The sequence below is a fragment of the Rhizobium sp. 05N430 genome, assembly GCF_056396985.1.
The window spans coordinates 279446-298378 of the sequence record NZ_JBFTMO010000007.1; the positions used below are offsets into that span (position 1 = coordinate 279446).

Sequence of the window (18933 nt, forward strand, 5' to 3'; positions counted from 1 at the left end):
ATTTAATTAGGAAAGACGCATAAATTCAGCAGCTTAGAAAAAGACCGTCGATCACCTTTACGTCATAAGGATGTGTTGCCGATTTACGTCATGAAAATATTAATTGCAGTCGCTCTGAATGGGCGTATGGTCCGTGCATCGGTCAAAGGTTTAACGGCGATGACCGCTTGAGAGACAATATACGCTCTTGCCGCAGGACACGGAGGGCAATTCATGTCTTTATTCGTGAATGCGACATTCTCTCCCGAAGATCTGGACGTGCTGCGCGGCGCACTCGACGCGTGGTGCTCGGAGAAGCGTCTCGACATCAAAAGTCCCGAAGCACATTTTGCCGCTTCGGCAGCGCTCGACCTCTATCAGTCGGGTCATGATAACGGCGAAAAGCTGTTGATGGCCTTGCGCTCCCACAAGGGACTTTAACGTTCCAAAACACTTCCGGAGCAGTCCGGACAACGCTCGGCGCCTCGTATCAGCGGGGCGCTTTTCGTTTGTCCGGCTACCTATCCCGACGCACGCGCTACGTGTATTATTGTGTGGCATTTGATTAAAATCTTCAGCAAGCATTAACCCTGCCGATGTAGGATTTATTCATATTCGTATGGGTCCGGTCTCCGTCCAACCGGCGCATTCGATCCCTCAGTATCGGCGTTTCCGGGGTATTCTTGTGCGTGACCGGTTTAGAGACCTAGAAGGGCCGATGGCCATTCGAAAGAAGGACGTGGTATTGATGGCGACTGTCAGCAGCTTCGAGGGATTGGCGCATCCGACGCGATCCGAGCTGCGGCAGTTTGCGGAACTCTTCACGCCCCTATTCCAGGCCTCCTCCGAGGAAGCCCGCCGCCAGGCCGTTGCCGCCCTGTCGCAATGCATCGTAATCCCGCAGGCAGTTGCCCTGTTCATCGGCAATCAGCCGATATCGGTCGCAGCCCCCTTTCTCACCGCCTCGCAGGCGATCAGCGACGATACGCTGATCATGATCGCCCGCACGCAGGGCACCGCCCATATCCGTGCCATCGTCAGCCGTGACAATCTTTCGCCGAAGGTGATCGATGCGCTGGTGGCGCTGCGCCAGGCGACCGCCCGCCCGTCGCCCGCCGAATTGCCGGCCGCGGAGACAGCCGCTCCGATCGCTGCCGCTGTTCCTGTTATCGAAGAGCCTGCTGTCGATCCCGATTTTGCCGAGCGCCTCGCCAACGAAGAGGCGATGCGCCAGAAGATCCGCGGGCTTGCCAGCCATCTCGGCCGCAAGGACGACGACCGGCTCGGTCTCAGGACGATTTCCGATATCCAGGAAGCGCTGCTCGTTCGCTTCGCCCGCTCCCGCGAGGCCAGCCATTTTGCCAGCACGCTTGCCGATGCTCTGTCTGCCAGCCGCTGGCTTGCCGAGCGCATCATGCTCGACCTTTCCGGCCAGCAGCTGGCGACGACGCTTATGAGCCTGGGCATGGGCTTTCTCGATGCCGTCTTCGTGCTGGAAAAGCTCTATCCGCATCTGGCCGAGCCGCAGCACAGCGTCACCCGCGCCTGGATGGTGCTGGATGCGCTCGATGCGGAGGAATGCCACGAACGGGTCGAGGCGTGGCGCCGTGCCGACAGCTATACCTACATGCCGGAACGCGAGGGCCAGGCGGAGCCGGCGGTTGTGGAGCGCAAAGTGCCGCCTGTCCGCGAGCTGAAGACGGTCGGCCGCCGCTAGAACGGGCTTTTCTTCCTCTCTGCGGCCAGCGTCAGAAGCGCTGCCGCATCACCGGTCTCGAGCTCAACGATCCAGAGATCCGGATCGAACTTGCGTTCGCGCTCCAGCAGCTCCCTGACCATCTCCGGCTCCTGCCGCTCCATGCGGATCTCGAAGAGCCGGTCGCCGCTGTCCTCCTCATCGAAAAAGCTTTGCGGCGCCGGGCCGAAAAGCGTTTCCAGCCCATCACGGAAATGCTGGCGGATGAAGACCGCACCGGCTTCCTCGGCGCCCTTCTTCTCCACGGCGGCGAAATCCCCCATGGCGAAGACGCGGCGCAGCAGCGCGGAAACGAAAATGTCGGTGCGAAGTCTCATGGACGTTCTATAGGCGGATGGCGGCGCCGGCGCCAGAGCTGCCCCGCCGGCTCTAGGCCCTTGCCAGGGAAACCCGCGGCCTTTCGGTCACGGCCAGGAGATCCGCCTTGATCTTTTCGGCATCGACAATATCGACGTGGTAGAGATTGGCGAGCCAGATGCCATCGGCGGCAAAGCGGGCGATGCGCAGATGCATGTCGCCATCGGTGGCGCTGTGGCGTTCGGCTCGGGTATTGGCCCAATCGGCCACCAGGGTGCGCAGGTGGGGGTCGGTGAGCGCCGAAATGGTCAGCGGCGCCCAGTGGCCGCCGTTCGTCCGCTCGTTCTTGTCGAAGACCGAGTTGATATAGGCGCGGGTGAAGGAGCCGTAGGGTTCGGGGTCGCGGGCGATACGCGCCTCGATGTCCTCGTCGATCGCCTGCAGCAGCTCGTCGAAGACGGCTTCGATCAGGTCCTTCTTGCTTGGGAAGTGGTGAATGCAGCCACCCTTGGTGACGCCGGCGGCTTCGGAAACGGCCTGCATCGTGACGGAGGCGAGGCCTTCCTCGACGGCAAGCTTGCGCGCTTCATCGAGCAGATTGCGCCTGACGAGCTCAGGCTGCTTGCGGCGTCTGTACGGGCTTTCCATGCTGTCCCCGGCGAGGAGACAATCATGCGTTGCTCCCTTGTTTTCCCTGCAGCAAGCTTAGCATCTGGCCTTTGGCGTGCAACGATTTTCGATGCTGCGATTTTCCCGCAGCCTGTCAACAGCCTGTAACATAATCGCGACATTGAAGTCGCTGTACCCGCCGCAGCTCTTCATGTATCAGTGCCGCAGGGATGAAAATATCACGTGCGCGCAGGGGAAATGTGAGCTCGAACACCGACGAAAAGCAGAAGCGGCCTCGCGGGCGGCCGAAGAGCATCGATCTAGACCAACGGCAGGCCGACATAATAGAGGCAGGCACGGACGTCTTTATCGAGCTCGGCTATGCCAATACAACCGTCGACATCATCGCGGCGAAATGCGGCATCTCCAAGCGGACATTCTACGACTTCTACGAAGCCAAAGGCGATCTTCTTTCCGCTGCCATCAAGGCGAAGATAGGCTCTGTTTTCTACTTCCCCGAAGCCACGGACGGGATCGCTCTCGACGAGCTTTTCGGCCGTGTGTTCTTCGTCGATGAAAACGAAGCGCCGAGCCCGGCGAACATGCGCCAGTATTTCCTGATTGAAGTCGCCTGGGAAGCCACCGAATACGTGCCGCAGCTGCGGCTCGATTTCGACATGGCCCGGGCCGAGCTTGCCAGCTGGCTGCGCCTGTTGACGGACAAGGGAATGATCATTGCCATCGACGCGGATGCGGCGGCCACGATGCTGATCGGCATCGTCTTCGGCAGCCTCAGCATCGATCGCGGCGGCGCCGATCCCGATGTCCGCGCCAAGCGCACCAAGGCCTATCTGCGCTCCAGCCTGAAGATCTTCGCCAACGGACTTCGACCTTAACGGCAGCACTCAGGCGCGTCACTTCAGTCAATACCCATCACATAAAAACGAGAAGAGCCCGGTGGGAACCCGGGCTCTCCTTTCGAAACCGATTTGGAGGTCAATCTTAATCGGCTTATAGCGTTTGATTAGAAGTCGCGCTGCAGGCGGAAGAAGCCTTCAACCCAATCAGCCGAACCACCTGCATTGCCGTAGTTTTCGTTGACGTAAGTCGCAGAAACGCGGGTCGAGAGGTTGTCGACGATCTTGTAGTCCATGGTTGCACCAGCGCGCCACATGTGGCCGGTATCCCAGTTGCCGTCAACATCCGGAACGATGTTGGAGGTGTACTGGACTTCCGGAGTGATGGTCAGCTTGTCGGTTGCCTTGATCTGGTATTCAGCAACGAAGGTCCATTCACCCGTCTGGTCGTAGTTGTTGGTGAAGGTTTCGGAGTTCAGACCAGAAGACCAGACGACAGCGCCTTCGAGGGTGCCGGGGCCGATGTCAGCCGACATACGGGCGGTGACTGCGCCTTCTTCTTCACGCTGGCTGTAACCACCGTAAACCTGCCAAGTGAACGCACCGAACTTGCCACCAACCGAGGCGTCGATGCCGAGGCTGTTGTTGTCAAGCTGCGAAACCGTCGGAGCCAGACCAAAATCGGCATAGGCGTCGCGGCCGGAAATGCCACCGAGTTCTTCAAGAGCAACACCAGCGTAGAAGTCGCCAGCGTCGTAGGTGTAACGAACAGCATTGAAGTTGGTGTTGTTCGACATCTTGTCGGATTCACCGGTGAAGTCGTTGTCCCACCAGCTTGCGAACTTACCAGCGCGGAAGCCGCCGAGCTCCAGGTAGGCTTCGTCGATGATGGTGCTGTTGCCTTCACTGCCGAGCGTCGTGGCCGCACCGCCGGTGAGGCCACCAGCCGGGATCGTTGCGCCGTTGGCGTTGGCCTGGAGGGCGATGCGGCCCGTCAGAGTGCCGTATTCGGTGTCGCTCTTGGTGTCGAACGAGAGTTCAGCGCGGGTGTGATCACCCCAATCCTGGCCGCCGTTGTTGTCGTATGCGTCGCCGAAGCCGAAGCCGGCGTCGAAACGGACATAACCAGCGATCTTGAGGCAGGTTTCCGTGCCCGGGATGTAGAAGTAGCCGGTGCCGTAGGCGTCGCAAACCTTGACGTATTCTACTGCTTCCGGTTCGGCGGCGACGATAGCGTCGGCAGCCTGTGCACCGGATACTACTGCGAGTGCAGCAGCGGAGCCGAGAAGGAGGCTCTTGATGTTCATTTTCTGTCTCCGTTCCAGAGGCCAACCCCAAGGTTGGCTCTTGCTTAGCGCGATGGATGCGGTCCCCTGAAATTTCAGTCCGCCATGCGTTTCCGAACGTTTGCTTCGGTCACGGGCTGGATATGAACAGGAGGCCCCGGAGTCGTCAATTATTTAATAAACGTATTCGTACCAAAATTATCCCGGAAGTTTTTCTCGTGGCATTTTTACCACATTTTGGCGGTCCGGGGCGGTTCTGCTGTGCATAACCAGGCTGGCACGTTAAGAAATAATTAATAAAAGCAAGGCGCTAGAGCAGAGGCTCCGATGAAGGAAATCGGGCCGGAGAATGGCGATCCCGTGGCGGAGCAACGCTCAACCGGCCGCGCCTGCGGCGGCCGGTTTGGAAGATCATCAGGCGTCGTGACGGCGGCAGCCGCGGACGAAGAGCTGGATGCAGCTCTTCAGATAGCCCGTGAGAGAAGCCCTGTCGGGCAAGCCCTCACCCGCGCTCATGCGCGATGCAAAGCCGCCGAACATCATCGAGACGAGCATGGTCGCGGCATGATCGGCGTCATCGACCTGCAGCACCTGGCGCACGTCCTGGAAGGACAGCCAGTCGGCAAGATTGGACATCGTCATCTGCGCATCATTGCCCTGCCGGCCGCCGCCGAGGCGCGGACCGGACGGATAGAGCGCGGCGATGCAAGTCGTGATTCGCCGTTCGGTCTCCGCCGAATCGTTGAGATCGAGATGGAAGATCGACATCAGCACGTCTTCCGGCGAACGCGGTTCGTCGAGCGGACGCGGCAGCGCGAGCAGCTGCTTGGGAGAGGCGACGCGCGATGTGCTCCACTGCAGGCCGTCTTTCGCATATTTCTTCGTTCTGGAGTTGAGCGAACGGGTGATCGCCGCAAAACGGGAAATTTCCGAATAGGTGATCTCGAAATTGAGATCGTTGACGCCGCGATGGAGACGGAAGGTCTGGCCGCCGCCGAGATGGAACTCGGATGCGCCAGTTTTGGACGTGACGGGATACACCGCCGCGAAATGATCATGGAGGGCTTTGTACAGCCGCGGATTTTCGAGATCATTGATAGAGGCGGTGGAGCGATACATGGCGCGGTCGGAGCCGTCCAGTTCGCCCATCCCGCCATAGGAAGGTTCGCGCAACATTTGTTTGATCCTGGCGGGGGAAGGCGCCGTCCCGTTCAAGGAGGGCGCGGGGATGCCCGCGGCGTGGCGACGAGAGAAAGATACCATCCGACTGGTATCTTTCAGATGCGAGAAAGTGACAATTTAATCACAGTCCGTTGCTCCTGACTGGCCCCCCGGTCGCACTTGATGAATAGCACCAAGCGAGCCGAGTATTTGTATCATATTTTTGTGAGCATTATAAATTAGTTGCTAATACAGCGCCCGATGAAACACTAGGCGTGAGCTAGACTTCTACCTGTTTTCCTATGTTTACAGCGACTTAAATCGCCTTTCGCCCTCACCCGCCAGTAGTTTTGCGGGCATAGTCTGCGACAATCTGTCATTATTTGCGGAACGCATACGTACCAATCCGCGCGCCCAGCGTCCCGAAAAGCGTGTTTGAACGCCTTTAATGCAATCAAAAGAGGAATTTCGACTCGACGCTAAATCGCGCCGATTTCCTTCAGCTTCTTCAGCACCGCCGCGTTGGGCTCGCCATCTTCCGGCAGGTTGTAGTGCTTCTGGAAGTGGCGGATGGCGGCGCGGGTCTGTTCGCCGGCAACGCCGTCGACGCCGACATTGGCATAGGCCATGTTGGCCAGGCCCTTCTGGATCTTCAAGACCAGATCGACGCTGGAGAGTTCGCCCGGCGTCACCTGCTTGGGGGCCGCGGGCGCCGTCTTCACCTGTTTCTCGGCGCTGCGGATAGCCGCTGCCACCGGGTCCTCGGCGGATGCGGCGGAACTGACATCCGCGCGCGGCTTCTCTGTGGGCACCGTGGAAGGGCCTGCCGAATCGGTCTGCAGTGCCGCCAGAACCTCCGGCGTCGCCTCGCCGTTCTGCGGCATGCCGACGGTCTCTTCGAAGAAAAGGATGGCAGCGCTGGTGCGCGGGCCGATGACGCCATCCGCAGTGCCATTGTAGAGGCCGCGGCGGATCAGCTGCTGCTGGATATCCATGACCAGCTGTACCGGCTGCTGGCCACCGGTTGCGGCCGGCGGCAGCGCATTGGTGGTCGCGCCCTCATCGCCGGGCCGTTCGATCTTGAAGGTGGTGACGTCGTTTGGATGCGGCTCCTCGACCGAGGGGCGGCCGATCGAAAATGGCGAGGAGAGATCGCGGGTGCGGAAGAACGGATGCGGATGCGTGCCCGGCTGATACCAGAGCGCATTGGCGGCAACGAAGGAGAAGATGACGACGAAGGCGGCGGTTCCGCCGGCGATCGACGGATTGCGCGCAACGACGCCGCCGAGCATCGATGCGCCCGTCATGCCGACGCCGCCCAAGGCGGCTGCCCCCGTCAGAAGCAGGCCCGGCTGCTGCCGGCCCCTCTTCCCCTTAGGCGATTTTCGCTTGCGCGCGGCCATCGAACAGCCCCTCTTCCAATCCGGCAACGGATGCCGCAGTCGTCTTCAGGCGTGGCGGAAATTCGACGGCCGCATCCCGCGCCGCATCCGCGGCCGGGGCGCCGGAACCATCCGCCGCGATCGATATGGTGATGATGGTGCCCTCGCCCGGCGCGCTGGCGATGGCGAAGTGGCCGCCATGCAGCGCCACGAGCCCCTTGACCAGCGACAGGCCGAGGCCGGTGCCTTCATATTGACGGGTATAATCGTTCTGGATCTGCACGAAGGGCTGGCCGAGCGTCGCCAGCCGGTCGGCCGGAATGCCGATGCCGGTATCGCTGACGCTGAGCTGCAGCACGCCTGCGCGCACCGAGGCGTCTACGGTGACAGCCCCGCCCTGTTCGGTGAACTTCACGGCATTGCCGACGAGATTGATTAGGATCTGCTGGATGGCGCGCTGGTCGGCCACGACCTCGTCGAGATCGCGCTGGATGCGACTGGTCAGCGAGACACCCTTGGTCTTTGCCTGCAGCGTCAGCATCGCCTCGCACGACTTGATCGAAGCGCCGATATCGAAGGGCTCGAGCATCAGCTCGTAGCGCCCGGCTTCGATCTTGCTCATGTCGAGCATGGTGTTGACCACCGACAGAAGATGGGCGCCGGAATCGCGCACCAGGCCGACATATTCACGCTGGCGCTCGTTTTCGAACTTGCCGAAATATTCGCCGAGCAGAATGTCGGAGAAGCCGAGAATGGCGTTCAGCGGGGTGCGCAGCTCATGGCTGACGGCGGCCAGAAAGCGCGACTTGGCATCGTTGGCCGATTCGGCATCGGCGGCACGGCTCTGGGCATCCAGGCGCAACTGCTGCTCGACCGAGACGTCGCGAAGCTGGGCGACGACAGCGGCAAGCGCGCCCTCGCCGTCGCGCCGCGCAGTCATATCCATCCGGAGATAGGCGAACTGGCGAAGATCACGCGAGACGCCCGGGCGGTCCAGCCTCAGGTCGACGCTGACGGCATCATCGCCCTGGCGCAGCTGATCGAGCGCCTGCAGGAAGAGAATGCGGTCGGAGACATGCACCTGCTCGATGAAGCCGCGGCCCTTGGGCTCGCGCATCCAGGCAAGATACTCGCTTATATCGCGGCCACCGGCCGAGGTGACGTTGCCCTGCGGATCGAGGAACAGGATCAGGCCCGCACTGTTTTGCAGGAAGAAGTCTTCGGCTGTCTCCGGAATGACAGCGCTTGCCACCTGCGTTTGGCGCGACAGCGCGATGCTGCCGACAGCCGAAAACAGGAAGGCGGCGCAGACCGTCGCCACACCTGCGGGCAGTGCCACGGCGGGGCTGGTTACAAAGGAGAGGCCGGCCGGGGCTGCAATCAGCGCGCCCGACGACAGGAAGACGAGGCGGCGGAGAATGGCAAGCTCGCGTTCGGCAACGGCCTCGCCGCTCCCCGTGCGGGAAAGCCAGCTTGCCGCTGCCCGGTCCACGAGGGCTGCCGCCCGGTTGCCGATGTCACTCAATACTCGCACGCAATACCCGCCCGAAAAGGCTCTTTAACAGACCCGGACAATAGGCCCTGGGCGCTTAAAGAAAGGATAAGGCAAAACCCGCCTCCACAGCCAGAAAGCGGCAAAAGTCCCGTTTTGAGCCATTGCGGCGGGCCTTTGGTTTTCGTGGTTAACAGGGGGTAAGCGATGGAATTCGCTGGCATTTCAGCTTTGTGTTAACTTTTGCGGCGAGGCCATCGTTGAGAATCCCTGCAATTACAGGCGGTAGGCCGTGCCATGCTTAATGCCGATGGCTACAATTTGACTGAAATACGGTACGTCGGCCTTTATTTAAAATTCGAATTAAATTTGCCGCAAATGCCGCGGAGTTTCGAAAAGTGGCATTCGCACTTCCGCGCTAGGGTGAAAGCACACCGGAAACGGACCCTGATTCGGCAACAAGACCGGACGGGAAAACAGGATGGGCAACGACAATGAGACTACTGATCAAAGGAAGCTTCTGGTTCGGACTTGTGCTGGTGCTGCTGCCGCTTTTCAGCTCGGAAAGCTCGACGCGCCTCGCCAACGACCCCCAGGTTCAATTTTCCGACGCCTTCACCGCCGTCAGCGGCGCCTATGACTATATAACGGGCATGTGCGGCGAGAAGCCGGAAGTCTGCAGCAAGGGCGGCGAAACGCTGACCGCGCTCGGCTACAGAGCCCGCGAAGGCGCCCGTGTCGCCTACCAGCTGATCGACAGCCAGCTTTCCGGCGACGAGAAGGACAAGCCGTCCGCCAAGATCGCCGAAGCAGCAGGCGCCGTCGCCGCACCGCTCGCCAACCTCACCCCGGTTGCAGCGCTCGCCCCTTCCGCAAAGGAAGAGAAGACCGCCGCGCTGAACCAGCCGATGCCTTACCGCCCGCCGGTCGACGATGCGAGCGCCTCCGACACCGTCGTCACCGGAACCGTTCCGTCCGTCATCCCGACGCCGAAACCGCGCCCGGTCTCTTGAAATTTCGCGGGACGCCTCCCGCCCCAAAGCTTGCACCGGCCTTCCCCCTCAGGGAATTCCCGCCGTGCCTGACGTGCCTGCCCTGTTTATTTCAGCAGTTTGCTGTACGCCGTGAGGATGCCCATCCTTCACGGCGTTTTCTTTTTTAACGGTTCAAAAAAAGCTGCACTGCCCCTATATGCAGGGCATCACTGAAAGGCCCCGCTCCCATGGCATCGCTTGACGAAATCATCGACGACTTCTCCTTCCTCGACGACTGGGAAGACCGCTACCGCTATGTGATCGAGCTCGGCAAGGCGCTGCCCGATCTTGCGGACGAGAAGAAGACATCCGCCAACAAGGTGATGGGCTGCGCCAGCCAGGTGTGGCTGGTGACGCATACCGATGGCAACCCCGACAATCCGGTGATGACCTTCGAGGGCGATTCCGACGCCCATATCGTCCGCGGTCTCGTCGCCATCGTGCTTGCCACCTATTCCGGCAAGACCGCCTCCGAGATCGCCGCCCTCGATGCCTTCGAGACTTTCGCCAAGATCGGCCTCGTCGAAAACCTTTCGGCGCAGCGCTCCAACGGGCTGCGCTCGATGGTCAACCGCATTCGCGAAGAGGCACGCGTTCGCGCGGCGGCCTGAAGGCAAAGCAGCGGCCGGTTAGCGGAAGGCCGACATGATCAATCGATCGAACATACGGTCCGGCAACCAGCGGCGCAGGAACAGCAACGGCTTGGCCAGCATGCCGCCGGCATAGCGCGTGCGGGGCCGGGCTGCGCCGACCGCCTTGCTGAGCAGCGCGGTGATAACCGATGGCGGCGGCGCCTTGCGCATTCTCGACTGACCGCGAACGAAGGCCTGGACGAGCTTTCCATAGGGACCGGACCCTGAGATGCGGGATGCCTCGCCAGTGGCGATATCACTCCATTCGGTTTCGATGCCACCCGGCTGGATGACAATGACGTCGATGCCGAAGCCGCGCACCTCGTTGCGCAGCACGTCGGACCAGCCTTCGAGCGCAAATTTCGATGCGTGATACCAGCCCCCGAGCGGGGTGGTGAGCTTGCCGCCGATCGAGGAAATATTGACGATCCGGCCGAACTTGCGGGCGCGCATATGCGGCAGGCAGAGCTGGGTCAGCCGGGCGAGCCCGAAGAGGTTCACCTCCATCTGCCGGCGGGCGAGATCGATCGGCACGTCCTCGATGGCGCCATACTGGCCGTAGCCGGCGCAATTGACGAGCACATCGATGCGACCCTGCTCGCCAATGATCCGCTCGACACCTGATTGCATCGACGCGTCATCGGTGACGTCCATGGCAATCGCCAGACCGCCCTTGGCGGCGATATCCTGCATGCGCTCCAGACGGCGCGCCGCCGCATAGACCACATAGCCGTCCGCCAGCAGGCGCATGGCGAAATCCTTTCCCATGCCGGATGAGGCCCCGGTGACGAGGGCGACGGGCTTTTGCGATGCGGGCATTCTGAACCTCGGACTTATCGGTTGAAACGAAACTGCTTCCTTCGTAATCTATCGGGAAACCCCACAGTCAAGCGGTTTAAAAAATGCTCATTGGCGAACTCGCCCGCATCTCCGGCATGTCGAAGGACGGGATCCGGCACTATGAAGAGATCGGCCTGATCCGATCGACCGAGCGGCGCGCTGGAAGCCGCGTCTACCGGGACTATGACGCGAGTGCGATCCAGAGGATCGAGCACGTTCGCCAGGCGCAGCAGCTTGGCCTTTCGCTGAAGGAAATCGGGCCGATCCTCGATACTTACGGGCAGCGCGACGTCACCGCCGCGGAGACTGTGAGTTTTCTCGAAGAACGCCTCGATATCGTCAGGGGCAAGCTCGCCGAGCTGCGGAAGATAGAGGATTTCATTCTGCAGAAGCTCGATCGGTACCGCTCGTCAGAGACAAAATCCTAGAGCTGCGCTTCTTTAACCGTCGATCAATTGGCGCAGATGCGTCCCGCGCTCTCTGAGCCTCCCGGCATCGCGGGCGGGCGGAGCGCCGAACTGGCGGGCATATTCGCGGCTGAACTGGGTGGCGCTTTCATAGCCCACCGAAAAGGCCACGCGTGCCGTGTCGCCGGGGTCGGCCAGCAGCCGGCGGCGGGCCTCGTGCAGCCTCAGCTTCTTCTGATACTGGATCGGGCTCATCGCCGTCACATCCTTGAAATGCTTGTGGAACACCGACGGGCTCATGCCGGCGATGCAGGCGAGCGTTTCGATGGTGATGGGCTGATCGAAATTGTCGCGGATATGGCTGATGGCACGGCGGATCTGGCCGAGACGGCTGTCGCTGCGGGCCAGTTGTCGCAGCATCGGCCCATGCGGGCCGAGCAGCACGCGGTAGATGATCTCCCGCTCGAGCATTGGCGCCATGATGGCGATATCCGAGGGCGTGTCGAGCAGCTTGATCAGCCGCAGCCAGGCATCGGCAAGATCGGGCGTGACAGGGCTGATGCCGAAACCCGGGCCATCGGCCATCGGCGGCAGGCCCGGCATGTCCATGATGATTTCGGCGACAACAGGGATATCGAGCGTCAGGGCGACGGCGAGATAGGGTGTATCGGGGCGCGCCTCGACGATCTGGCAGGCGCCGGGAACCTCGATGCTGGCGACGAAATAACTGGCACGGTCGTAATGCAGCCGCCTGTCGCCGATCAGTGCACATTTCGCGCCCTGCAGGACGAGGCAGAGCATCGGCTCATAGATGCCGGGTGTCATGCCCGTCAGGGCCGCATCCTTGGTGATCGTCACCCGCGGGACAGCGGTTTGCGTGCGCTGCCCCTGCGCATGTCTCAGCGCCCGATCGCGCAATTCATCCATCGCTTCCATCATGGACATATGGTGGCATGGCCGCCGAACGCAAGACAAGAGAGCGGCGCGTTGCGGGCAGCAGGTCAGGAGGATTAGGCAAGAAGCCGGGATTTTGCGGCTCACGCTGCGATCGTGATCGGCACGATGTCTAAGGCTCCACAAACGGAGTGAGACATGACCAGGATCAAGACTGCAGTTGTTACCGGCGCCAACAAGGGCATCGGCTTCGAAATCGCCCGGCGGCTGGCATCGGAAGGCTATCGCGTCTGGCTGGGTGCCCGCGACCAGAGCCGCGGCGAAGCAGCCGCGGTCAGGCTAAAAGCTGAAGGGTTCGACGCGCACTGGCTCGAGCTCGACGTCACCAACGATAGCAGCGTGGCGGCCGCCGCAAAGGCGCTTGCGGGACAGACCGGCACGCTCGATGCGCTCGTCAATAATGCCGGGATTGCGGACGGCTTTGGCATCTCGCCGCTCGATGAGCCGATCGGCATCACCAAAAGCGTCTACGAGGTGAACGTCTTCGGGCCGATCCGCGTGACACAGGCCTTCCTGCCGCTCTTGAAGGCATCGGGTGCAGGACGGATCGTGATGATGAGCAGCGAACTCGGCTCGATCCAGTCGCTGCTCGACCCCGACAACGAGTTCTACGCCGTCAACGCGCTCGGCTACAACAGCTCGAAATCGGCGCTGAACGCCGCCACCGTCTCTTTTGCCAAGGCCGCCGAACCCTTCGGCATCAAGATCAACGCCGCCGACCCCGGCTATACGGCGACCGAGATGAACGGCAATAGCGGCTACCGGACGGTGGAAGAAGCAGCCGAAGTGGCGGTGAAGCTGGCGACACTCGGCGAGGACGGGCCGACAGCGGGTTACTTCAACCACAATGGCGTGCTGCCCTGGTGATCCCGCGGGCGCTGTGACGCCCTCACAAGCTGGAGAGCGGCCCCGGGCAACCCGGGCCGCGACCAGCCATTAAGAAAATTTTAGCAAATTCGAAAATAAAAAACTTTTCGATTATCTTTGGTGGTACGGTGGCTCCGTTAGAATAATATTTTTAATAGGAGCAAATGATGAAATCCCTTTTTCCTGAAATGTCCAGCCGGCAGATCGCCATCTTCATGATCGAAACATCAGTCCTGCTCGCGGGACTGGCAGTCGTTCTGATTGTTACTGTGCCTATGATGTGAGCGCGATGGCCGATAGCGGCTACGTTTAAGGCAACAGTTAGGCGGGCTACCTGACAGGCGCAGCCCGCCCCTCACGCACTCATCGCCCGCTCACCCGCGAACCCCTGCTCCACCTCAACCACCCTCACCGCACTCCGCGTCCGGTTTCTACCCGCGCTCTTGGCTTCATAGAGCAGCTTGTCGGCCCGTTCATAGAGGGCCGCGAAATCCTCGTCGTCGAGGAGATCGGCGATGCCCATGCTGGCGGTCACCGGACGCTCGAGGCCGGAGACCGTGTGGGCGACGATGGCGGGGATGGCCTGGCGGCGGAGTTCGGCCTGGGTCCCGGCGTCTTCGCCGCGCAGCAGAAGCACGAATTCCTCGCCCCCGAGGCGGTAGGCGCGGACGCTCGGGCCGGGCTGGAGGGCATTGGCGACGGCCTTCAGCACCTCGTCTCCGGTGCTGTGGCCGTTGACGTCGTTGATCGCCTTGAAATGATCGAGGTCAATGATCGCGAGCGTCGTGAAGCCCTCGGCGCGAAGTTGCTCGAAACGCAGTTCGATCGCCCTTCGGTTCAGCAAGCCTGTCAGGGCGTCGGTTTCGGAGAGACGTTCCAGCAGTTCGGCTTCGTTGCGGGCGCGATCGCGCTCGCGCTTCATGGTGACGAAGCGCTCGGCCACGCCGAGCGTGGTGAAGACGACTTCGCAGACGCAGCCGGCATAGAAGAGCAGTGTCGCGTCGGTGCTCGGCAGCCAGGGAACGATGCCGGTCACCAGACGGATCAGGCCGACCACGACCATCGGCAGGTAGCCGATCGCCTGGTAGCGGGCGGCGCGGCTGCCGCGGCGCCAGGCATCGATCATCGACAGCATGAAGAGAGCAAGGACGGGGGCGAAGGCCGCCGTATAGGCGCTCGACTGGATGGGGCGGGCGACGAAGGGGAAGGCCGCGTGAAAGACGCTGAGGTCGATCGCCCAGGCGGCACACCAGGGCAGCGCGCGGCGCAGCCACGGATGCATCCGGCCGGGCTCGACGAAGCTGTGGGTGAACATTGCGCCGGATGCGACCGTCATGCCGAAGATCACCGTCGTCATCCAGCTCAGCGTCATCGCCGGCGGATCGAACAGCAGGACCGACAGGCCCGATGTGACCAGAATGGTTGCCAGCAGCGAGAATGTCAGCGCCGTATGCCAGAGAACGAAGGTTTCGCGCAGCGCCCGGTAGAAGGCGGCGTTGAAGATCAGCGGCATGACGAGCATGCCGGCCAGCCCGGCGAGGATCAGCGCGAAGCGCATGTCGCTGACGCCGCCGGCACCATCCGCCGGGGCGAGATAGGCGCGCTCCAGCGTCATCTTGTGGCTCGGCAAGTCGATGACGGCGACGACCTGCCTGGTCTCGCCGGTCAGCTCCGGCAGGGGCGCCTTGAAATAGCCGCCGGCCATCGAGCTCTGCAGGGCGGCGGCGGCAATGGTGTTTTCCCTGATCGCGCCATCGCTGTTGATAGCAAGCAGATGCACAGCCTCGAGCGCGCTGCGCCTGGAGAGGAAATAGCGGGGCAACGTCTCGCCGGGGGCAATGTCGAAGCGCAGCAGCACGCGCTCGGCATCGAGGGAGTATTCTTTGGTGCCGCAGGACCAGCGTGCCTCGTCCCTGACAATGGCGGCCACCTCTTCCGAAAGCGTGGCGTAGGCCTGGCAGGAACTGCGAATCCCTAGGGACTCCGCTTCGCCGGCCGATGCGGCGCCAGCAGGCAGCAGCATCACCAGGAGCAGAGCGGCCACCGAAAGTATGTTTCGAAGTCCACTCGAGATCATGAGTTTCCGATACGGCAAAAAGCTTTTGATGCCGTTAATCGCGCATGGCCAGTCCCCGCTATCGGCCCGCTCCGGCAGCCATCCTGGCAGCGGCAAATGGCCTCGCCGGGATCGCAGAACAATGTCACAATCCTGTTCGATTTGACGTTTAGAGGCGCAGGAAATCGGCACAGAGGATCGTCGCATGGCAGAAGAAAAGCCCCTGGATTTCGCAGGCGGGATCGTGGATTTCGATGCCGGGCACGGCGAGGCCGCCACCGTCGAGATGAAGGATTACAGCGACAGCCTGGCCCAGGCCAAGGCGAAGTCCGTGCGCCTGGTCGATGCGATCACCGGCGCCACTCTGAAGAAGAAGGATGCCATCCACTTCGACGACCTTCGCCCGTCGCTGGCGGATTTCATGCGGCAGAAGCATCCGGGGCTGCGCTCCGACGACTATATCAACCGCAAGGTCGTGGATGACTATCGCGGCCAGTATATCGCCGAACTGCTGCGCGACGAACGCGGCGAGCTTTCCAATCTCGAGGACGAGGTGGTGGAAAGCCTGCGCAGCCACGATACGCTGGCCGAAAACATCGAAGAGGACTACGAGGAGCGCCGCTCGATCGGCGATCGCGTCGCCGATGTCGTCGCCACCTTCGGCGGCAGCTGGACCTTCATCATTTCCTTCTGCTTCTTCCTTGCCGTCTGGATGGGCATCAACTTCCTGATGGGCGAGCAGCGGGCCTTCGACGCCTATCCCTTCATCCTCCTCAATCTCATCCTCTCGACCATCGCCGCGCTGCAGGCGCCGATCATCATGATGAGCCAACGCCGCCAGGAATCGAAGGACCGGCTGCGCGCGCTCAACGACTACAAGGTCAATCTCAAGGCGGAACTGGAAATCCGCCACCTGCACGAAAAGGTCGATCACCTCCTGAACCGGCAATGGGAGCGGCTGACCGAGATCCAGCAGATCCAGATCGAGATGATGCTGGAACAGGCCAAGGCCGCAAACCGGGCGCTGAAGATGAGCAGGGTGCAGAAGACAAAGACCAACGCGCTGAAGAACCTGTTCACATCAGCGCCGAAGGCGGATGAGACGGACGGCTGACAACAAATACCCGGTCAGCTCTCGCAGGCCCCCATTTAGAAAAATGCAATGCGGCTGTGCCAGATTGGGCAGACGAAAGACTGACAGGCAGATGACTGGCGCCCTCCCCGCGCGTCATCTGAGAGGTGACAGGGTGTTTACGCAGCAGCAATTGACGTCGATCCTGTCCTCCCTTCCGGATCCGGCCTTCATTCTCACCCGCAGCGGCCGCTATGCGGCGATCTTCGGCGGCAAGGATCTCCGGCATTATCACGATGGCAGCGGCCTTGTCGGGCTCACCATGACTGACGTGCTGAAAGAGGAAAAGGCCCGCTGGTTTGCCGCCGAGATCGATAAGGCGCTTGCAAGCGGCGCGCTGCATATCGTCGAATACGAACTCAGCGGCGCCGATGTGAAGGGTGCCGGCGATGGCCCCGGCCATTCGATCTGGTTCGAGGGCCGCGTCCAGGCGCTGCCCTTTCAGGTGGAGGGCGAGGATGCCGTCGTGTGGGTGGCGAGCAATATCACCGGCAAGAACGAGGTGCAGCAGCAACTGCGCCAGCTCAGCGAAACCGATGCGCTGACCGGGCTCTACAACCGGCGCAAGCTGATCGAGACGCTGGATCAGCGGCTGACGGTCTTCGAGCGCGAGAAATCGCAGACATCGGTGCTGGTCTTCGATCTCGACAATTTCAAGAGGCTCAACGACGAGATGGGCCACCACGCCGGCGACACGGCGCTGATCGAGATCGCCCGTCTCTGCCGCCAGCACCTGCGCCAGGACGACATGATCGCCCGCTTCGGCGGCGACGAATTCGTGGTGGTGATGCCGGGCACCCGCCGGACCGACGCGCTGGAGATCGCCGAACGGCTGCGCGAGCGCGTTCCCTCCATTCTCCGCGAGAGCCTGCGCTACGAATCGACGATCAGCGGCGGCGTGGCCGAATTCGGCCTGCCGGATCGATCGTCCAGCGACATCCTGAAGCGCGCCGATGAGGGGCTGTATCTGTCGAAACGATCGGGGCGGAACAGGGTTTCGGCGTTGTAAGGTAGTGGCTAGAAGTTAGTGCGGTTTCTTAACCGCACCACTGCATCTTAGGTTGCCAACGAGCATCGACAGCAACCATTCCCCGGAAAGCCCCCATGACGTTGGAAGAGAAACTCAGTATCCCGATCGTCTTCTTTTTGGCGGTGCTCCTTGGCGGCGCACTTGGCGGAAAGATCGCTGGCGGCTCAGCGTGGAAAAGCGCATTGGCCGTCTTTGTGGGCGTTCCGATGTCGGTCGTGGTATTCTTCTTTGTGCACGGAACGGGCTCCGTGGCATCGCTGCTCGCCGGCCAATTCCTCTGTGGCCTCGCGATAACCGGGCTTCTTGGCTTGATTTTCAATCTGCGGCCTTACGCCATTGTGGGCATGCTGGCCGGCGCCTCGGTTTTCGGTATCGCTGCGACAAAAGCGAGCTTTATGGTCATTGCCGCCCGTCATACCTCGCCCTTGTGAAGGGGCGGCAGATGCGCCACAAAGCTGCGGAAACGATTGCAGCCCTGATCGGCAGCGGCGGGTTTATGTCCGAGCCGCATTTGCCCTGAATGGCAAGCTTATTGGAGACGAAGCATGTTCACCCACATCATGATCGGCAGCAACGACCTGGAGCGGTCCCGGCGCTTCTACGACGCCACCTTCGCCGCATTGGGCGGCAAGCCCGGCGAAATGGATGCGCGGGGACGGCTGATCTATGCCCACGAGGGCGGCCGGCTGATGATCACCACGCCGATYGACGGCAAGCCGGCGACGGCGGCCAACGGCGGGACGATCGGCATCGGTGCGGCGAGCCGGGACCATGTTCTGGCGTGGCATTCCGCCGGTAGCACGCATGGCGGAACGGCGATCGAAAGCCCGCCCTCGGAGCGCCCGAACGGGGCGTTTGTGGGGTATTTGCGGGATCCGGATGGGAACAAGCTGACGGCGCGGACGCTGGCGGTAAGGTGAGATTGGCGGTGGCGAGACCGGCTTGGATCAGATGAGAATTCGCGCCTCTGCATCCTCGGCCCCGAAAACAGGGCGGTGGGGAGCGCGAACGGCTGCTTTGCGCCGATACTGTTGAAAAACTATTGGTGGTGAGCATCTCATCTATCCCCTTAGAAATTAGCGTCCGTGACACGAACGCCCGCCGAGATATCGTAATGCCTTTCTAGGAGGCTAAATGTGTGTAACTCGGTTGTGGATGGCGA

General features: G+C 61.5%; 20 protein-coding genes. 11 read left to right on the forward strand and 9 right to left on the reverse strand.

The genetic code is table 11. The annotated features are described in order from the left end of the window. The first annotated feature begins 213 nt into the window (after nt 1–213). Both AC1DJO_RS17260 and AC1DJO_RS17265 read left to right on the forward strand, forming a co-directional pair. Nucleotides 214–420, forward strand: coding sequence for a hypothetical protein (locus tag AC1DJO_RS17260; RefSeq protein WP_112390911.1), 207 nt, complete (start codon nt 214–216; stop codon nt 418–420). A gap of 244 nt (nt 421–664) precedes the next feature. Then, a complete protein-coding gene (locus AC1DJO_RS17265) occupies nt 665–1696 on the forward strand; it encodes a DUF2336 domain-containing protein (protein ID WP_477971982.1) in 1032 nt (343 codons plus the stop codon). Here AC1DJO_RS17265 and AC1DJO_RS17270 read toward each other — a convergent pair. Both AC1DJO_RS17270 and AC1DJO_RS17275 read right to left on the reverse strand, forming a co-directional pair. After that, nucleotides 1693–2052, reverse strand: coding sequence for a DUF1491 family protein (locus tag AC1DJO_RS17270; RefSeq protein WP_310297663.1), 360 nt, complete (start codon nt 2050–2052; stop codon nt 1693–1695). The two genes, AC1DJO_RS17265 and AC1DJO_RS17270, sit on opposite strands and share 4 nt — an antisense overlap. A gap of 52 nt (nt 2053–2104) precedes the next feature. Beyond that, the gene (locus tag AC1DJO_RS17275; protein WP_477971984.1) at nt 2105–2680 is read right to left on the reverse strand and encodes a TetR/AcrR family transcriptional regulator; all 576 of its coding nucleotides are present in this window, start codon (nt 2678–2680) and stop codon (nt 2105–2107) included. A 221-nt stretch (nt 2681–2901) separates the two neighbouring features. Between AC1DJO_RS17275 and AC1DJO_RS17280 the strand changes: the two genes are divergently transcribed. After that, complete coding sequence (locus AC1DJO_RS17280) at nt 2902–3537, forward strand: TetR/AcrR family transcriptional regulator (protein ID WP_477971986.1); 636 nt, start codon at nt 2902–2904, stop codon at nt 3535–3537. 128 nt (nt 3538–3665) lie between these two features. Here the strand turns inward: AC1DJO_RS17280 and AC1DJO_RS17285 are convergent, their stop codons facing one another. The 4 genes from AC1DJO_RS17285 to AC1DJO_RS17300 all read right to left on the reverse strand — a co-directional run bounded on the left by AC1DJO_RS17285 (nt 3666) and on the right by AC1DJO_RS17300 (nt 8861). Next, nucleotides 3666–4805 carry a porin gene (locus AC1DJO_RS17285; RefSeq protein WP_112540523.1) on the reverse strand — a complete coding sequence of 380 codons (1140 nt, stop codon included), beginning with the start codon at nt 4803–4805 and terminating at the stop codon, nt 3666–3668. A 393-nt stretch (nt 4806–5198) separates the two neighbouring features. Continuing rightward, nucleotides 5199–5960: a hypothetical protein gene (locus AC1DJO_RS17290; protein ID WP_477971989.1), complete on the reverse strand. Its 762-nt coding sequence runs from the start codon at nt 5958–5960 to the stop codon at nt 5199–5201. A gap of 464 nt (nt 5961–6424) precedes the next feature. Then, nucleotides 6425–7348, reverse strand: coding sequence for a peptidoglycan-binding domain-containing protein (locus AC1DJO_RS17295; RefSeq protein WP_112390917.1), 924 nt, complete (start codon nt 7346–7348; stop codon nt 6425–6427). Continuing rightward, nucleotides 7320–8861 carry a sensor histidine kinase gene (locus tag AC1DJO_RS17300; RefSeq protein ID WP_477971991.1) on the reverse strand — a complete coding sequence of 514 codons (1542 nt, stop codon included), beginning with the start codon at nt 8859–8861 and terminating at the stop codon, nt 7320–7322. The genes AC1DJO_RS17295 and AC1DJO_RS17300 overlap by 29 nt, the downstream gene beginning before the upstream one ends. Nucleotides 8862–9313: 452 nt before the next feature. Here AC1DJO_RS17300 and AC1DJO_RS17305 point away from each other — a divergent pair, with 452 nt between their 5' ends. Further along, a complete protein-coding gene (locus tag AC1DJO_RS17305; protein ID WP_112540519.1) occupies nt 9314–9832 on the forward strand; it encodes a DUF5330 domain-containing protein in 519 nt (172 codons plus the stop codon). Between the two features lie 209 nt (nt 9833–10041). Beyond that, nucleotides 10042–10464, forward strand: coding sequence for a SufE family protein (locus AC1DJO_RS17310; protein ID WP_112390920.1), 423 nt, complete (start codon nt 10042–10044; stop codon nt 10462–10464). 18 nt (nt 10465–10482) lie between these two features. Here the strand turns inward: AC1DJO_RS17310 and AC1DJO_RS17315 are convergent, their stop codons facing one another. Next, nucleotides 10483–11304, reverse strand: coding sequence for an oxidoreductase (locus AC1DJO_RS17315; RefSeq protein WP_477971993.1), 822 nt, complete (start codon nt 11302–11304; stop codon nt 10483–10485). A gap of 83 nt (nt 11305–11387) precedes the next feature. On the opposite strand from AC1DJO_RS17315, the gene AC1DJO_RS17320 reads away from it, so the two are divergent. Further along, a complete protein-coding gene (locus AC1DJO_RS17320) occupies nt 11388–11753 on the forward strand; it encodes a MerR family transcriptional regulator (RefSeq protein WP_477971995.1) in 366 nt (121 codons plus the stop codon). A gap of 12 nt (nt 11754–11765) precedes the next feature. Here the strand turns inward: AC1DJO_RS17320 and AC1DJO_RS17325 are convergent, their stop codons facing one another. Further along, nucleotides 11766–12659: an AraC family transcriptional regulator gene (locus AC1DJO_RS17325; protein ID WP_477951162.1), complete on the reverse strand. Its 894-nt coding sequence runs from the start codon at nt 12657–12659 to the stop codon at nt 11766–11768. A 165-nt stretch (nt 12660–12824) separates the two neighbouring features. Between AC1DJO_RS17325 and AC1DJO_RS17330 the strand changes: the two genes are divergently transcribed. Beyond that, complete coding sequence (locus tag AC1DJO_RS17330; RefSeq protein ID WP_477971997.1) at nt 12825–13553, forward strand: SDR family oxidoreductase; 729 nt, start codon at nt 12825–12827, stop codon at nt 13551–13553. Between the two features lie 355 nt (nt 13554–13908). Here AC1DJO_RS17330 and AC1DJO_RS17335 read toward each other — a convergent pair whose 3' ends face one another. Further along, nucleotides 13909–15597, reverse strand: a complete 1689-nt coding sequence (locus tag AC1DJO_RS17335; protein WP_477971999.1) for a sensor domain-containing diguanylate cyclase — start codon at nt 15595–15597, stop codon at nt 13909–13911. A gap of 217 nt (nt 15598–15814) precedes the next feature. Here AC1DJO_RS17335 and AC1DJO_RS17340 point away from each other — a divergent pair, with 217 nt between their 5' ends. The 4 genes from AC1DJO_RS17340 to AC1DJO_RS17355 all read left to right on the forward strand — a co-directional run bounded on the left by AC1DJO_RS17340 (nt 15815) and on the right by AC1DJO_RS17355 (nt 18691). Continuing rightward, nucleotides 15815–16723, forward strand: a complete 909-nt coding sequence (locus tag AC1DJO_RS17340; RefSeq protein ID WP_477972001.1) for a DUF1003 domain-containing protein — start codon at nt 15815–15817, stop codon at nt 16721–16723. Between the two features lie 91 nt (nt 16724–16814). Beyond that, nucleotides 16815–17750 carry a GGDEF domain-containing protein gene (locus AC1DJO_RS17345; protein ID WP_477972003.1) on the forward strand — a complete coding sequence of 312 codons (936 nt, stop codon included), beginning with the start codon at nt 16815–16817 and terminating at the stop codon, nt 17748–17750. 95 nt (nt 17751–17845) lie between these two features. Further along, nucleotides 17846–18202, forward strand: coding sequence for a hypothetical protein (locus AC1DJO_RS17350; RefSeq protein ID WP_477972005.1), 357 nt, complete (start codon nt 17846–17848; stop codon nt 18200–18202). A 114-nt stretch (nt 18203–18316) separates the two neighbouring features. Then, nucleotides 18317–18691: a VOC family protein gene (locus AC1DJO_RS17355; protein ID WP_477972007.1), complete on the forward strand. Its 375-nt coding sequence runs from the start codon at nt 18317–18319 to the stop codon at nt 18689–18691. Nucleotides 18692–18933 lie beyond the last annotated feature (242 nt).

Excerpts from the sequence above, each read along its gene's own strand:
- AC1DJO_RS17260 (WP_112390911.1), top strand. The coding sequence starts at position 214 with ATGTCTTTATTCGTGAATGCGACATTCTCTCCCGAAGATCTGGACGTG.
- AC1DJO_RS17270 (WP_310297663.1), bottom strand. The coding sequence starts at position 2,052 with ATGAGACTTCGCACCGACATTTTCGTTTCCGCGCTGCTGCGCCGCGTC.
- AC1DJO_RS17275 (WP_477971984.1), bottom strand. The coding sequence starts at position 2,680 with ATGGAAAGCCCGTACAGACGCCGCAAGCAGCCTGAGCTCGTCAGGCGC.
- AC1DJO_RS17285 (WP_112540523.1), bottom strand. The coding sequence starts at position 4,805 with ATGAACATCAAGAGCCTCCTTCTCGGCTCCGCTGCTGCACTCGCAGTA.
- AC1DJO_RS17290 (WP_477971989.1), bottom strand. The coding sequence starts at position 5,960 with ATGTTGCGCGAACCTTCCTATGGCGGGATGGGCGAACTGGACGGCTCC.
- AC1DJO_RS17295 (WP_112390917.1), bottom strand. The coding sequence starts at position 7,348 with ATGGCCGCGCGCAAGCGAAAATCGCCTAAGGGGAAGAGGGGCCGGCAG.
- AC1DJO_RS17305 (WP_112540519.1), top strand. The coding sequence starts at position 9,314 with ATGAGACTACTGATCAAAGGAAGCTTCTGGTTCGGACTTGTGCTGGTG.
- AC1DJO_RS17310 (WP_112390920.1), top strand. The coding sequence starts at position 10,042 with ATGGCATCGCTTGACGAAATCATCGACGACTTCTCCTTCCTCGACGAC.
- AC1DJO_RS17315 (WP_477971993.1), bottom strand. The coding sequence starts at position 11,304 with ATGCCCGCATCGCAAAAGCCCGTCGCCCTCGTCACCGGGGCCTCATCC.
- AC1DJO_RS17320 (WP_477971995.1), top strand. The coding sequence starts at position 11,388 with ATGCTCATTGGCGAACTCGCCCGCATCTCCGGCATGTCGAAGGACGGG.
- AC1DJO_RS17325 (WP_477951162.1), bottom strand. The coding sequence starts at position 12,659 with ATGGATGAATTGCGCGATCGGGCGCTGAGACATGCGCAGGGGCAGCGC.
- AC1DJO_RS17330 (WP_477971997.1), top strand. The coding sequence starts at position 12,825 with ATGACCAGGATCAAGACTGCAGTTGTTACCGGCGCCAACAAGGGCATC.
- AC1DJO_RS17340 (WP_477972001.1), top strand. The coding sequence starts at position 15,815 with ATGGCAGAAGAAAAGCCCCTGGATTTCGCAGGCGGGATCGTGGATTTC.
- AC1DJO_RS17345 (WP_477972003.1), top strand. The coding sequence starts at position 16,815 with ATGACTGGCGCCCTCCCCGCGCGTCATCTGAGAGGTGACAGGGTGTTT.
- AC1DJO_RS17350 (WP_477972005.1), top strand. The coding sequence starts at position 17,846 with ATGACGTTGGAAGAGAAACTCAGTATCCCGATCGTCTTCTTTTTGGCG.